The organism is Fluctibacter corallii (genome assembly GCF_025751585.1).
Lineage (GTDB): Bacteria > Pseudomonadota > Gammaproteobacteria > Enterobacterales > Alteromonadaceae > Fluctibacter_A > Fluctibacter_A corallii.
Genome location: NZ_JAOWKX010000005.1, coordinates 301,261 through 318,165, shown reverse-complemented (window position 1 = coordinate 318,165; position 16,905 = coordinate 301,261). Strand labels below are relative to the sequence as shown.

Below are 16,905 nucleotides of genomic sequence, written 5' to 3'. Positions count from 1 at the left end.
GTCATAAACGCGCCAAATAATTCCTAAAAGAAACGCGCTAGATAATGTGGGCTGTGCATTCCGTATCACTCATACTATTCGTATTTTGTTATCTTTAATATGCATTGGAAAGTAATGCCTAGTCTTGTTTTGGTAATTAATTCAACACTAAGCATATCGCCCTCTGCAACCCCAACTTTAGAATATAAACTAATGTCTTTGCAAAACGGTGTTTTGTTCTTTACGAAAATATGGCGTTTACCGACTAACAAGTGGGTGCCACTTTTTACTCTCTCTAGCAAATAGTAGCGACCTTTAACTGTTTCCAATTCGCTTGGCTTTAAACCTACGTAGCTCGCTAAAGTGATTAGATGAATGACAGATATTACTAAAAAACTAATAGGAAAAACACTGCCCAACACAGCTAAAGGCATGTATCTTTTCTTTTTTGTGTTAGGGATAGTCTTAACTTTAACGGCAATAAACCCTAACACGGTTAAAGACAAAGCTATCAAAGTATAATAGAGAATACCACTTCTAACCGAAGTATCAGAAATTATCGTTTCAATCATTATTTACGTCAAAATAATAGCGACAATACTACAGGGCTTTCAAACCTTTTTTGAAGTGCAATAAGGTCTTTAAGTAACTGATCTACGTCAATTCGTTGTGATTCAGCAATGCCATAAAATGATAAATGAAAATGATCTTGTAGCATCACAATTGCATGACACGCCTGTGCATTCCCCTTCAGATTCTGACACCGAATGAAGATTGGTTCATCAGCATTCGCCAAGTAATAATATTGTAAGTCTAGCGTTTGTCTCATCAAAATAATTGGATGATTGAGCTGCGAGCTTAACACTGGCCATTCCGCAATATCTGCCAAAACAAGCTTCTCTTGCGTGTATGGTTTATAATGAGGGCTACCCCAAGTAAACGCATAGCTGTTAAAAAAATTTAGTCTATCATCATAGCGCAATCCGTGCTGATTCAAAGCGACTATTTTAGTATCGCTAACATCTAGCACTACACAATTTTTACTTTCTCCGTTTAGGTTTTGTGAGCACTGAACATCGACTTCAAATATGAACAGTAATGCATTGTATGATAGGTAAGCGAAGGCAGCAGCAAATGCTGCCACCTTCAAATACTTTTTTGTCACTAATACTCTCCTAAGAATGCCCTTTGAATATCCACATGTGAAGATGGAATTGCAGGTAACGGGTTGAGGAAGTTACCAATTTGTCTTGGCGATACAACCGTACCATTGTCATTCCATAACCAACGATTTGGATTGGCTGGCGTATATTCCACATGATTGACATTACCCGCCTCCATGAAATGCTGAAGGACACTGCGGCGCTCTAAATTCTGCTGAGTTGGTAATTCCCAAGGCTCAGCTTGCGCATCAATTACCCATTCAACCGCATCATTTGCCCAGTCGCCTAAAGCACTCACTAATGGAATTTGTGGTGTTTTTTGGAAAAAGAGCTCAACCGTATTGTTATTATTATTGATTACGTTGATAAAGTCCGCGCCTTCATGAATCGTGAAGTTAGGATCATTCATGAATTCAGCCGGTACGCGTCCTAAATGGCCATGGAAAGCCCCTGCATGAAAGCCTTGTTCAATATCTCCAATTCCAACTTTGGAGCCTGCATAAGTATCATCCATGAAAAGCAACATATTGCCAGGGAAGTTTTCACCCATTCCTAGACCTTCCCATACGAGGTAATCCACGTTTTCAATATGATCGTTAGACAGTGAAACTGTAGATGAAATGCCTAACTCATTTTTTGTCGCTTCATGGTGAGCTGCAAAAAACTGGTGTACGGCATTATCAATCAAATATGAAAATGAATCGAGGGTGACAGGATAGTCAGGTCCGTTATTCATCTTCGCAATAAAGTTACCGAATAATGCTGCACCACCATGGACCCCCGCATAAGTTGTAATTGAGGCCTGATCGTAGAGTATTGAAAGCCCTGTTGCCTCAGCATACACAAGATAAGCCCCTGCTCTATCACCTTGACGCAATCTCGCTTCCGCTTCTGCTATTACTTCGTCAGTTAGTTGTCTTGGAGCGGTTTCTTCTGTAACCCTCGTCAAATGAACTTTAGGCTCTAACGGTTCTACAGCCGCATTGTTTGCAGTTTCAAGCAAAACCTCGCGAGATTCAGCATTTTGAGTATTGAGAGCTGTGACTTTCTCTTTACTCATAATACCAAGTTCATCTTCGATAGGTGCCACTTCTGGTGGCTTAGAAATTGGACTTTCAGGCACCTCAGCCGCTGCACGTTCAGCAAGCTTTTTATCTAGTACCTGAGAGCTAATTTCTTGGACATCACTATCTAACTCCTGAAAAACTTCTTTTCTCTGTGCGTTAGCAATTCGCATCGCCTCATCTTGTAAGAGATTGGTGATAGAGCTAAGTAATTCCTCCGTTCTTTTCTGAACCTGTTCGATCTCATGACGTTTTGTGCGACTACGGTTAATTTCATTACCAATTGCACTACCAAACGCGTTTAACGCCACTTGCTTGAAGTTCCAAGATGGCTCATCTTCGCCATCAAAGACGGCTTTACCTATCGCATAACTTACACCAGCACCAACAATGCCACCTGTCGTTCCATCAGCGACATTGCGCCAATCAAAATTAGCGCCCTTTTCTGCATTAAAGGACATCTCACCAAGTAGACCATTCATGGTGTCTGACGTCATAACCGCGGTACTAAGTGCTGAAACGGCCACGTTACCCCAGCTAAATGATGTATCAATGCCCGCAATCTTATTTGCCCCAACATTGAGCGGTACACTCAATGCTGACTGCCATATTTTACCAGCGTTGCTGAGTACCTCTTTACCATTAACCGATGAAACATAACCCAATTCTCGTAATCCTGCCGCAGTACCCGCGGTGACAACAGACGTCAAACCACCCGCAACAGCTTTTCTGAGCGAGAAGCTCTCTACGACGCCCATGGCTTTACCTACCAGCTGACTGGCAACACTACCTACGAAGCCACCAGCAAATGCTGCTGCCGCAACACCAAGACTAAAACCGGCAGCTCCAGTCATTATCGCGGTGCCGGCAGCCCATGCTGCGCCCATGCTCATAGTAGCACCTGACATAGCCAACGCAGCTGCACCAGCGGTGACAACAGTAGCCACTACCGCAACCACCACCATAACGATCATGGCTATGCCACCACAGCCGTCTTTCTTAGGCGGAATAGGCGGAGGCGGTACCTCAGGCAACGTTGGATTAACATCCCCCATTGCAGCCCCCGCGTTATACGGTCTAAACGTTTCTGAGCTATTGTGCAGGTTGGTACTCGCAACATTAGGAATGTTAAGTACTGTTCCTGCCGTTAGGCTTTCCGTCCCTTTGAGTCCGTTTGCATCAGCAATGAGATACCATAGCGATTTATCACCCCACAATTGTGTCGCGATGTTCATTAAGGTATCGCCAGAATTTACGGTGTAGCGTCCATTGCTGATACCACTTTGGCGACCAATAGGAACAAAGTTCGCGTCAAAATCTGCGGCCATCACAGGTTTAAATTCTTGCTCTTTAGATGCATTGCTTGAACGTTTCTTCTGCGCTTCGGCCAACACAGAAGCATAGTCACGATAGCTCGGGCCATCATTACCAATGTCACCGACACCGACACCGTTGTAGTAGAAATAACGTTGTTTCTTAGTGTACGTCGGCGCTTCTTCAGTTCGCGTTAACACTTTACCGTCAAAGCTGTTTACATAATCCAGAACACGTCCGGCGTAGGTGTCAGTCGCTTTCACCAGATTACCGTTTGCATCATATTCCAGTTTCGACAGACCATTTGCCCATGAATAGCGCAGTTCACCATTCACGCTGCCTTGGATCTCAATTTTAGATTGTTTGTAATTGTCCCACTTTTCATAGGTATTACGCGTAGTCTGAACACTGGTGCTCCATGAACCATCACTCTGTTTACTTGACGTACTAGCACGACTAGACAGGACATTCCCCATTTTGTCGAGCATATAACTGGTAGTCACGTTCTGGTCATTTACGCCAGCACTCGTGTAACGCTTGTTAGATTCACTGCGTTTTTGACCCGCTGCGTTGTAGTAGTAATCAGTGGTTGAATGCAGCGACCCGTTATTTCCATTCGGATAATATTCGTAAGGTTCCGCAATATATTCATAGCGTCCCTCACGGTATTCACGCCAGCGTACTACCGGCTGTTCGTGTGGGCGGTACTCTTTCACCTGACGGAGATAACCCCCGTCATAATAAGAACGCGTTGCACGTAAGTTACCGTCGACTTTGACAGCCACCAGCCAGCCGAATGCATTATAGGTGTATGACTCTATTGAGCCTCCCGCATTCTCGACTGTGCTTCGACGACCAGCTGCATCATAAGTCACCTTAACGCCGTCACCTCTGACAATGGCGCCATTTTCAAGCGAGCCTTTACTGATCTCAACGCGATTCATTGCATCATAGGTGTACCAGTGATCAACCGACGCACTGTTTCCATCAACATTTGTGTACGTTGATTGAATACGGCGACGATTACCTACCGCATCGTACTGGTATTGAATGCTGACACCAGTATCCGTAATTGATTTAATGCGGTTCAACTCATCAAAGGTGGCCCTTGTTTGCTGGCTATATACCGCTTGACCACCATCATTGAAGTAGAAGTACTCTTCACCAATTACATTGCCATTCGCATCGTAATCGAACGTTGCATAGTTATTTGCACCCGTATCATCAATGCCTTTTTTCTGGCCAGTCCCAAAATAGGAATAACTGATATTTTGCCCAGTGCTACCCGTTTGTACGTCAAGGAAGCCAGAATTCGCGTTGTAGTAATAGTGGAACGTATTTCCACCCAAATCTTCTTTAAACGAAATTCTACCCACGTGATCCAAATGTTCTTTTTTGGTATCTCCAGTGGCATAGGTTGTGGTTTTTTCCCATCCACCGTAGTTACCAATACTCGTATCATAACGATAGCTGTAAGTTGTGATATACCCCGCAGGATCAATAGCTCGAGTGGTTCTACCTAAAGTATCAAACTCGTAATAGCTCATATTTGCCTGACGTGTCATTACATTGGCATAACCAGTGTTATGGCTTAGCTGCTGCCCCTGTTGGTTGTATACATAAAAGTCATCATTTTTACCTGCGCGGTCAACTTTGATGACATTTCCACCCGCATCATAGGCATAGTTAACGAAGCGACCTTCTTTGGTACGCTCTTTCATTAACTGCCCATAATTATCGTAGTAATACAATTGATACGTACCATCTGCATGATTAACACGCGTCAACTTACCAGCAGAATATTCACGAGTTTGTAGCTTGGCATTGCCATCAATCTCAGCGACTTGATTTCCTTGCACGTCATACTTGTATTGGGTCATCACGCTTCTTGATACCGTCGCGCCATTACTTCCCGTTACTTGTGTACGTGGGTCAATGCGTTGAACTAACTGACCACGGTTATCATAGTTGTAACGTGTGGTATTTCCGTTAGCATCAGTCGTGCTCTCAATCTGGCCGAACGCATTGTATGATTGCGAGCGAGAAGCGCCATATTGACGTAACTCTGCAACAGATTGCGATGCCAGCACATCTAAACTGCGCTTAGACAGATCAGGTTTGGCGGTGTTAGCATGCGTTATAGCGCTATTTGCGCCTAAGGTCATATTACCCTTTGCACCATTAACAACACGGCCTGCCACGTCAGTTGCTTCGTAGTAGTACTCGTAATTACCATCTGCTAGCGCACTCACATCTACCTGGAATTTTCCGTTACCAGCATCGTACGCCAGTAGCTTAGAAAATGTGCCTGAAGACCCTTGCGTGCGGTAATACAAACTAACACGCGTCGCATTTTCAGGTTGCTGTGTCAACGTTACCAAGCTAGGTAAGCTGTGCTTATCATCAGGGAACGAGCGGGCGTTATACTGATTAATATCAGGTGCTGAGCCTTCCCAACCATAGCTTCCTGTAAGAGTTTTGTAATAGACCCAATTGCCCTGACTATCTTGTTTATAGGTTTTTATGCTGTAAACAAAGCCACGCTCTTTGATACTCGTTGTGGTGGTTTTACCGTGCGCCTGCACACCATAACGATTAAAGTCATCCTTACCATATAAGTACGATCGTGGAGAGTTAATGCCTTGGAACTGATATCCAGAAGAAGACGAGTCAATTTCTGTTGTTCCGCGCGTCGCATAACCTGCAAAGCCAGTATCCCATTCAAGTTTAATTTTACCTTGATAGTCTTCCATACCCGACAGCTTAAAGCTCAAGCCGTATTGCTTGTAGATTTGTTCTGGTTTTCTGTCTTTCGAACCAGAGGCCATGAGATGGAATTTAACGTCTATATCACCGCCTTTGCCCACTGACGCGGCACCGCTTGAGAAGTTGCTTCCCGGTACGTTGCCCACATCAGGAGCGGCATTCGCCTGCGCACGCAAATACTCAAGTTCAGGGTCAATGCTTTCTATCGCATTGTTGCGCCCATCAAATCGTATTGCTTTAAAGTGAATGGAGTCTGCACTTTTACTCATAGACAAAAGTGCACTCAACGAAAGCTGTCTAATTGATGTCCCTGCTGAATTGACTTGTAGTGTCGCATTGCCATTTTCATCGTAGAAGTAACGCATATGGCGTCCTCCTTCTGAGGAAAATACCATTCGACCATTTAAGTCATACTCATAAAAGGTATGCTCTTTTCCTTGCGCACCTTTAGCGACCACGCGACCTACGTCATCATAGCGCGTTGTGTGATTAACACCAGCGGCGTCAGTGTGCACAGTTTGGCGATTTGCACTGTCGTACTGGTATTTGTCAATTAACCATCGATGGCGAGTAGAACTTGTTCTATTCGATTCATCGTACACCTGATACGTTTGTTTCTCACGTTTCATGGTGACGTTACCGTATTGGTCATAGACGTAGCGAATGTCAATATCGCCCGGCGCGGTGATGCGGATCACACGACCAAACTTGTCATAATGGCGAGTCGTAATACGATCGTTGGTATCAATTACACCTACAGTACCAACTTTTGCATCTAATGCTTCGACAACTTGATTGCCAAGTGCATCGAACTGCATGATCTTAGTCGGCGCAACTGATGCATTCACGTAGTCAGTGAAACCCTGATCGACAGATTTTATTTGACGGTTCAGCGCATCATAAGAGAACGTGATTGAGGATTTTTCTTGTACCCACGCTCCGTTCTTCGTAGCGCCTACTTCTGTCGTGAGTACATTGCCATTTGCATCGTAACTGAAACGCGTAGTGTAATCGGCAATACCGCTTGTCATAGTGCCGCTGGTCACGGTGCTGTAACGTACGTTTAGTATACGTTGCTCAGTAACGCGATTTAAAGCGTCATATTCGATCAATGTCGTCCGATCTTTACTCGGTGAGGCATTGATATAACCCATCACAGTAGACAACGCGGTGTTAGCGTTAAGTGCCGCCAATTCTGCGGTTGTCAGTGCAGTAGCGTAAACTGTCTCTCGAACATTATTGCCATTGGCATCATATTCACGCGTTGACGCAAAACCATCGCCATTAATCGTCACAACCGCGTTGCCAGCTGCATCGTAATAGGTAAACTGACTTACGCCTCGACCGTCAACCGTAATCGCCTCTAGTCCAGCATTATTATAAATAATCTGCGTTTTACCTGAGGATTGACTAAACCCTTCCCCTGCGGCGTAGTAAAGCGCATCTGATGTACTTTGTGAAACGAGTCGGTTTTGACCGTCATATTCATAGCGGGTTTCAAAGTAAGGTAGCATATTCGCCACACTACGAATAAATGATTCGTTGGTACTACCGTCCATTTTTTGCTGGTAAATACGATCAGCAATTTTGTTGCCATTCGCGTCATAGATGTACGTTCTTAATACATCATCATGATCAACAAAATGGGTCAAACGATTGGCATCGTCATACAAACGAATTTGATAGCGCCCCAAATTATCAGTGGTTTTCACCAAATTCCCAGCAAGGTCATATTCTTTCGTTTCAGTTGGTGTGACCATTTGTTGAGCACCATTAGTGCCTACAGCGACCAAACGAGCAGGATAATTGACTTTAACCTGACGGCCTAGCTCATCATACTCAAATGTGGTCGTTTTTTCCTGAGGCGTTCCCACTGCTTCGGTCATAGACAACTGCTGGCCGAATTTGTCGTACGTATATTTGGTGATGATTTCACCCGACTCAGTGGCTCGCGTATTGGTATTGGTTACGTAAGTCACTGAAGGCGTACGGCTCTCAATCAAATTGCCTTTCATATCATAGACATTAACCGTTTTATTACCGCGTCTATCTGTAATACTGGTTAAGTTACCGAATGCGTCATACTCGTAACGCTGTACATACCCCATAGGGTCACGCTCTTCGGTTACCTGTCCGAGTGAGTTATAAACATAACGTGTTTGATGCCCTTCCTGAGCGCTTCTTTGATCTATTAGCGACTGCATTTGCTCGAGCGATGTCGACGTAGAATACGTTCCACTTTGCAATGCAACTTGGTAGCGCGTTTGGGAAGCGATATCACCCCGAACGGTATATATGAAGCTTGTCACATAACCATTTGCGTCAACAGCAAAACGTGCCCGCCCTTTTGAGTCATAGAGCATAATGCTCTCTTTCCCAGCGCCATCTCTATGGCGAATAATATCGCCATTGGCATTGTAATCGGTCTGTGTTGTTTCGCCTGACGCTTTTGTTACAGAGGTTACTCGACCTAAGCTATCATGGCTTGAAACTTCAGCAAACAGTAACTTAGCTTGCTCTTTTTCAGCCCCACTGAGTTCACTGGCAAACTTTGCTCTTACGCCAAACGCGTCACTCACTACCCAGCCAAGTGATAAGCGCTTATTCATAGCCCAGTCAGAATCAGTTTCAGCCAGTGCGTGGCCACGTGCGTCAATAATATGGGTTTGATTACCTAACGCGTCGTATCGATATTCAGTAACCGATTCTGCTGGCGTGCCCGCAGCTTTAATAACTTTAACCAGCTGACCGACTGCATCATACTCAAATTGCGTTCTGCGCTCTTCTTGCGTACCGCTGCCTTCAACCTGCTCAACAATTTGATTGAAGCTGTTATAGCTAATCTCAGTAACTAGCTCTGTTTTGGCAGTAATACCATCATAGAAGCTCAATTCTTGAGATTTACGAATTAGGCGATCCTGTGCGTCATAACTGTAGCGTGTAATGCGGTCGCCCTCTGGACCAGTATAAGGGGTTACCGAGATTGCGCCCGCAGCGTAAAATTCACCTTGCGCATTTTTTAACGAAACAAGATTCACATAAGATGTTTCTTTCATCAACATGCCGCGATCGCTGTACACGTAATCTGTCACCATGCCTTGAGTATCAGACACCGGCCTTACCATGCGCGTCATTCGCCCAGCCGCATCGTAAGCGTAAGAAATGCGGTTTCCTAGAGAATCTTCTTCGTATATACGATTACCCGCATCGTCATAGCCGTAATTTTTCGACTGCCCATCTGCCCCAGTTGAAGCGGTAAGGCGTCCGAGTTGATCATAACTATAGGTATCAACAATATTGCCCGCTTTTTCCTCATCAGAGAGACCTTCAAAGGCCCCTTTAACTGTATTAAGAGAAGCAGAATTGCTCACCGATAGCGTGATACTCGTTTTTTCTGAACGGGTTACCCGTCCCATCAAGTCATACGTGAACTGCGTCACATAACCTTCGCTATCCTTTTCATAAATTAGCTGGCCTAACTCATCATACCAACGCTGAGTAATCGTGGCGTTTGCACTATTCAGCTGGCTAGTGAATTCAGATGCAGAATTGTATATACGTTTAGTAACCGCGTTTTGATATTTAACAATTTGCGTTTCGTTACCTTTTGCATCGCGTTTAATTTCAGTAACAAATCCACCATTGTCAATGGTGTATTGAACACGCCCCAAGCGGTCATAGAATGTCTGACTAAGTTTGTCTTGTGAGCTCGCAGGCACTGACGCTTGGCTCGCTGTCAACACCTGTGACAGAGAAAAGCCACTTATATCTAGCGTATTGGCATACTGACGTTCTGCAACAAGCTGACCTTCTTTGTCATAAACGAATTCAGTGACACTACCATTGCCAGATATCTCATGCGACATACGACCAAAGCTGTCATATACATACCGTGTCGTATTGAAAACAAACTCAAATACTTCGTTTTCAACCGTTTCTTCACCTTCCGTAGCAGCAGGTTGAGCAGCCTGTTCAGCTTCATACTCTGCCAACAACGTTTTCATTTCAGTAATTTTGCTTCGAAGCTGGGATACTGATGGGCGTTGATGGACATCAAGTTCTAATAACGCAAAGAAGTCAGCCTCGTAGCGTGTTTCTGAGACCTTATTTCCCATGCCATCGTAGTAAAATTCAGTTAAGTAGCCATTTGCGGTTAACTGAAGGGAAATATTGCCATTGGCATCGAAAAAGTTAACTTCTCGATTATTTAGTTCCGTTAACTGACCTTGCGGCATTTCAGGATCGTTATGATAAGTAGGACGTTCCGCTAAGCGGGTTTCGACAACCACGCGCGGCTCATTGGCCTGCTTGATCGCATTCAACAAACCGCTTGTATCAATAGATTTTGCGAAGGTCTTCTCTTCTAATTTCTGCCCCTGTGCATCGTAGTGATACTCAGTCACTAAGCCCGTTTTCGATACTTTGAACAGTAAATTGTCAAGTCCAAATCCATCGTAGATGAAGTAGGTAGTTTCACTTCCTTCTATCTTGCGAATTACTTGATCAAACTGGTTATAGACATACTCACTGATACGCTCTAATCCGCCAGGATTTTCGGTTTTCTTAACTAACCTGTTTCGCTGATCGTATTCATAGTTTACTGCTTCATAAACAATACCTGACGCATTCTCACGAGACATCGCTAACTTGTTACCGCGATCATCGTAACTATATCGAGTGATAATTTTGTCGGTACCGTTAACATTGACGGTATGGGTTTTCAAATTACCTACATCGTCATATTCAAGCTCGGTTCGAATTCCAGAGGGCTCAATTACCGCAACTTTGCGGCCCAATGCGTTAAATTCGTAGCGCGTGGTTTCTTTCAAGCCACTTACGTCTTCAACACGTTCCACCATGTTATTTTCGGCATCGAAGTAATAACGTGTTAATACACCATTCGCATTGCGGGTCTCAGTCAGTTTTCCTCGTCCAGTAAACTTATTCGTTTCTGTTGTTAGTAAAGCACCAGATGCAGAATACTCCCTAACGACAACCGCTTTACCATTTTCATCACGAGAATAGGTTGTACGCTTACCATTTACATCAGTAAATTCAAGTACATTTCCGAATCCATCGCGCATTGTTCGGGTGATATTCCCCGATGGATCAGTCATCGTCATTTGATTACCAGAATAGGTAAACCGCGTCGTACGATTTAATTTATCTCTGGAAGTCACGATACGATCAAAACCATCGTAAGTGGTATACGCTGTTTTGCCCACTCCGTCAGTCACTGAGACTTCTCGACCTAATTTATCAAGTACTCTGGTGACTGAATGCCCGCCCGTAGCACGAGATTGTGTTAAACGGCCAAAGACATCGTAGGTATTTTCAGTCACCCTCGTTTCGCCAGTCGAGTAGTCGATAGACTTAACTAGATTACCTATACCATCATATTCATACGCTTTGGTAACACCAGAGCTTGCGTTGATTCCATCTTGTCTGAACGTGCTTTCTACTCGACCATAGGCGTCATAATTGGTCGTCGTTTTAATACCTAGAACATTCGTTGATGATGTCACTCGCCCGACGGAATCATATTGCGAAAATGTACTAATATCTGAGGTGGAAGCGGTTAAGCGTTGACTGATTTGATTGGTGTTGTCACCCCCCGTTAATCCAGACGTGCTAACCGTATTAGCGTACTTTCTTACCTGAGTTACACGCCCAAACGCATCATATACACTCTCAGACACCGTACCTGTATCCGAAACGGTATATTGGAGTCTGCCAGCATTATCGTAATACAACCAATTATCAATTTGTTCCGTTCTCAACGCACCAGATATAGGGTCTTTCACTTGCGAATGACGCTGATAAGAATGAATCACTCTGCCTGCATCGTCATATTCGAAATGGGTTGCGTAATCTCGCCAAATATTATTAATCAACGTTTGGTTCGTTGTGCGTCTTAGCTTTTCTGCACCAATGGCATCCAGTTCAGCAATAACTCGCCCAAATCCGTCATACTTGCGCACTGCGCCTTGTTGATAGTCATTGTTGTTTTTATCAAGGCTGTGCTTAGATGTCAGGTTGCCAATTGCATCATAGGTGCGAATGGTTTCGACATTGTTGTGGCTAGTTTCTTTGACTACTCTGCCCAATGCATCATACTCAAAGCTTGTAGTACGAATTTGGCCCGACGATTGCAACACCAAGCTGTCAAATCCAGCGTTTGGATTACTGACTTTATTTTGATAACGAGACGTGCTGATTACGCGACCTGCCGCATCATGCTGATAGCGTGTTAAATACCCACCCGCATCAAGTTCTCCGACCTTGCGACCTGCGCCATCATAGAAATAACGCGTATGTTGATCGTCATTGCTAGTGCCAACTCGCGATAACATTTGCGCCCAGGTTTCAAAGCTCTGCGATATACCGTAAACGCCTTCGCCTGCATAGCGTATCTCGTCGGTTAATCGGCCTGCAGAGTCATAGCGGTATTCTGTAATAGAACCATTTCTATCTGATTTTCCAATTAATCGGCCTTCACTGTCGTAATAGTATTGCTCATGCAACCCATCAGGTGCGACAAGTGCATTGTCAAAATCACTGACGACTGAGTCATGAGACTCGTAGTCTACTTTTACCTGAGTATGAAAACGCTCAAGCCGCTCACCGGTTGTTTTATCGCGATACTCGATAAACATGTCGAATAAGCCATCTGGAATCTGACGCGTATCGTACAAGAACAAATCGTTCATCTGTACTTTGAGCTTGTTATCGCTATCTAGCTCACCTTTTACATAACGTGCGCCATTTAACTGCGGGAAGAAATAATGTACTTCCGCATTTTCTGGTAAATCATCAATATCAATACTGACAATGGTTGGGCGTGTTGTTTCTTGTTGTTGCCCCACTTCATAATCAAAGGTTTTTAGTGTCGTACTTCGATTGCGACGATACTCGTGTAGCTCGACGCGATATTGGCCGTCGGCTAGCAACCCTTCGGTTGAAAGGTTAACTTCACCATTGTAAATATCGTAAGCGCTCATATAGGTATATGCGCTATATAAAAGCTCACCCGTGGCTTTATCGAACACATCAGCTAATACGTAGTCAATTGCATTCGCTTGGCTTTGCGTGTAAACCCCCGTTAGTGACGTACCTTCAGTCCACGTATTCGACACACGATATGCACGTGTTTCTGCTTCAACCAGTCCGTCTTGATCGTTAGCTAAGAAGAGGAAAGTACTCGTACGCTGATTTTCAACTGAACCATGGAAGGTGCTTTGCCCCTGATTATACTCAACGACGACCTCGTAATACTCACCCGCATTCAAGTTATCAAGTGTAACCTGATACTCACCATTAGACAGTGTTGCTGTAGCGGTGGTAAAGCCAGTATTTCTGTAACCACTTCTGTATTTAACCGTTACACTACCACCCGGCTGGTCAGCAAAGGCGGTTTCAGGCCAGCTTAGTGTTTGTGACAGCTGACCCGTACTTTGGCTACCCACTTCATATAAGAACGGTGCAATTTCTTGTGTCGAACCATCTTTCATTTCCATCGTAAGATGCAATTGGTAGCGACCTGCCAACAACTCTTCGCCCACACTTAGATTGACTTGCCCGCTGTATAATGGATATGCAGTAACCATTGTGTTGGTTTGCACGACGAAATCTAGGTTGTGCAAGTCACCGCGAATTGCTTCTGATGGCGTAGAATACACCGTCGCAGACACATTCTCGATCTGATCCCACAGATGTGCAGGAATAACATCTGCCAGACTGCTTCCCGTCGATTGCTCTACTGTCCAGTGAGACTCAAAGTTTCTTACATCTATTGTTTTCGATGTAACAGCAGGATCTCTTAGTTGCGTAAACGCGCCGCCAGATTGGCTACGTACATTATTGAAATTGTCTTTATAGAAGAAAGCAAATTCATAGTCGTCACGCTCAAGCTGTGGTAACTCAACGTAATATTCTCCGTTACTGTATGTAACTGGTAAATATTCAAACTGATCATTGTTATGTAAGATTCGATAACCAAGCTCAACTTTCGGATAAGGCAAGCCATCGGTTGACCATTTTAACGCTTGGCGTCCATCACTCAGTCGAATTTGCTCTACCTGAGAAATCGAGTCTTGTTCAATGTAAACGGGTTTGTCAGCAGCGTGAGAGTAGATATAAGGCTGATTAGGCACGCGTTCGCCGAAACCACCTGTTTTGTATACGCCAAAAATCTGAGTATCTAAAAAGCGGTCTTGAATGTAGGCGTCATTCGATAAGTTATAGGGCTGAATAGGATCTCGACCCGTGGTAACCACATCATTGGTGACATCTGCCACTTTCAGATCATATAGCAAACCTAGTAAGCGGTTTTCAGACACATTACTGCCAAGCTTACTGATATCGAGTTTCTTTTCGTAGGTTGCAGAGTGCACCAGACGGCCTAAACCATCATAGGTTTTTTCAGATGCCGTACCTTCACTATCTACATGGAAACGCAATAATCCGGTGCTATCATAAATGCGGAACTCTTTACTGTCGGCACTACTTGATGCCTGCTGCACGAACTCAGTCAGGTTCCAATAGGCTTCATTTAATACACCTTGCGCAGACACCAAACGACGGGGATCGACCGTATTACCATGGCGCGTAAATTGTGACACTTGACCTTTGTCATTGTAATGCCAAGTACTTAACTGACCCGCACCGTCAATTTGACCAATTTTTCTATCATGGGCATCGTAAAAATAATATTGATTGGTCCCATTTGCAGACTGAGATACACGCAGACGACCTAAGTCATCGTATAAGTACCCCATTTTATTCGCAGTCCCTTCTCCTGTAGCAGAATCAAATGACGTGATTAAATCACCATTGCGGTTAAATGTCTGGGTCGATACCATACCGTTAGCATGGCTGGTTAACACGCGCTGCGCATTGTCTTGATGAGATATTAAGGTTACCTGACCAAGCGCATCAATGGACTTTGTCAATCGGCCTATGCCGTCATACATAAATTGAGTGGTTTTGTTGGTCGCATCAGTGGAAGACAATAGCCTACCCGCTTGATCGTAGATAAAGCTCTCGCTCCCAACCAACACACCATTGTCAAAACTTTTCTTTGTGCTTAGCTGACCACGAAAATCATACGTAAAACGTGTTACCACACCCGTGTTTGCGTTTTGTGTACCTGACCAACTTTGCAGCGTCGATAGGGTAAGGTCATCACTATCAGATAAACCCGATGTATTGTAGGCATTGGTGTGAACCACAGATTTAATTTGTTGCCCTAAACCATTGTATTGGAATTCAGATACATTGCCATTGTCTTTAACAACAAACCTCAGTGCGCCGTTGCTGTCATACACATATCGTGTGACCAACGCGTCGTCAGGACGCCCCAATCCCGTGCCATCGGTATCAAAATCGACGTACTTTAATTCTGCAATCAAACGATTGTTTGCGTCATAACGGCGTTCAATTCGACGCCCTTCTGCATCGAGTGTTGCCGTTAAATTACCATTGTTGTCGTAGTAATAATGTTCAACCTCTCCGCCTACTTTTTTAGACGTAAGATTGCCTTCATCATCATAACTAAAAAATGTCGTTTGACGCGTACCATCAATCGGGGGTTTTGCGACAGACAACAACTGACCTTGCTGGTCAAAGCGGTACGTTGTTGTACGTCCGAAACTGTCAATCACGTCGGTACTGCGCGCCAATGCATCGTAGTCGAAGGTCACAGTTCGACCTTCACCATCGGTCATGGTATTTAAAACCCAATCACCAGTTGCGATATAGCTGCTGCCGCGTTCTTGATATTGCTTATAAGTGAAACGTGTGCTGCTACCGTCACTGTTACTTACACTGGCTATACGGTGGCTACTGCCATCGTACGTGTAGCGTGTCACAAACGTATTATTATCAGAAATGCTATTATCGTCAGGTGTCAAATCATATGTGACACTCGTCAACCGACCCGCAGTATCATAGCCATAACGCACATTGGTTAACGTGCCTGCATTATCCTGCGTGCGTATCGCACTGACTCTGTCGCCACCTGATGTGCTGACGTAATCGATAAAAATTGTTTGCCCGGACGCGTCATTGATCCGAGTGACTTTGTTGTTCGTGTAGGTATACGTTTTACTGTTTCCAAACGCATCCTGAATACTGACAAGTTGACCTTGCCCATTATAACGTTCTTCGCTATTTGCATTACGTTTAAATATCCACGTTCCATTGTTCAGTTCCAGGGTATCATGCTGCCCTTCACCATCAGTGGATATGTATTTTCCAGATTGTACGTCGTAAGCAAAAACCTGCTTGCTGCCATCACCTTGCAAGCGTGTAATTGTACTGCCCGCTTCATGAGTTGACGGAATATTAGTGAGACGTTTGTCTACACCAAACCACCATGCATCACCGTCACTGTCCATCCCCTGACTGTTATAGGTTTGCACCAGTTGGCTCGACACGCCGCGAGCCATAGCAAGATGATCTTGTCGCTGAATAACCACATTACCTGTTACCAAGTTAAGTGATGATTGATTGAGACGATGCCCAAATGCATCCCCACCAACAATATTATTGCTAGAAAATTGCGCACCAAAGAGACCGAGTTCAGATGAAGTAATAAGTGATGACATCCGTTTTCTCCA

The 16,905-nt window shown here is 44.3% G+C and carries 3 protein-coding genes; all 3 read right to left on the bottom strand.

Annotated elements, in window-relative coordinates; genetic code table 11:
- Positions 1-74 precede the first annotated feature (74 nt).
- Genes OE749_RS11575 through OE749_RS11565 form a run of 3 tightly spaced genes read right to left on the bottom strand, consistent with a single transcriptional unit; the run spans position 75 to position 16,893 of the window.
- Positions 75-551, bottom strand: a complete 477-nt coding sequence (locus tag OE749_RS11575; RefSeq protein ID WP_263712617.1) for a hypothetical protein — start codon at positions 549-551, stop codon at positions 75-77.
- An 8-nt stretch (positions 552-559) separates the two neighbouring features.
- On the bottom strand, positions 560-1,144 hold the full coding sequence (locus tag OE749_RS11570) for a hypothetical protein (RefSeq protein ID WP_263712616.1): 585 nt from the start codon (positions 1,142-1,144) through the stop codon (positions 560-562).
- A complete protein-coding gene (locus tag OE749_RS11565) occupies positions 1,144-16,893 on the bottom strand; it encodes a LysM peptidoglycan-binding domain-containing protein (RefSeq protein ID WP_263712615.1) in 15,750 nt (5,249 codons plus the stop codon). The genes OE749_RS11570 and OE749_RS11565 overlap by 1 nt, the downstream gene beginning before the upstream one ends.
- Positions 16,894-16,905: the final 12 nt, after the last annotated feature.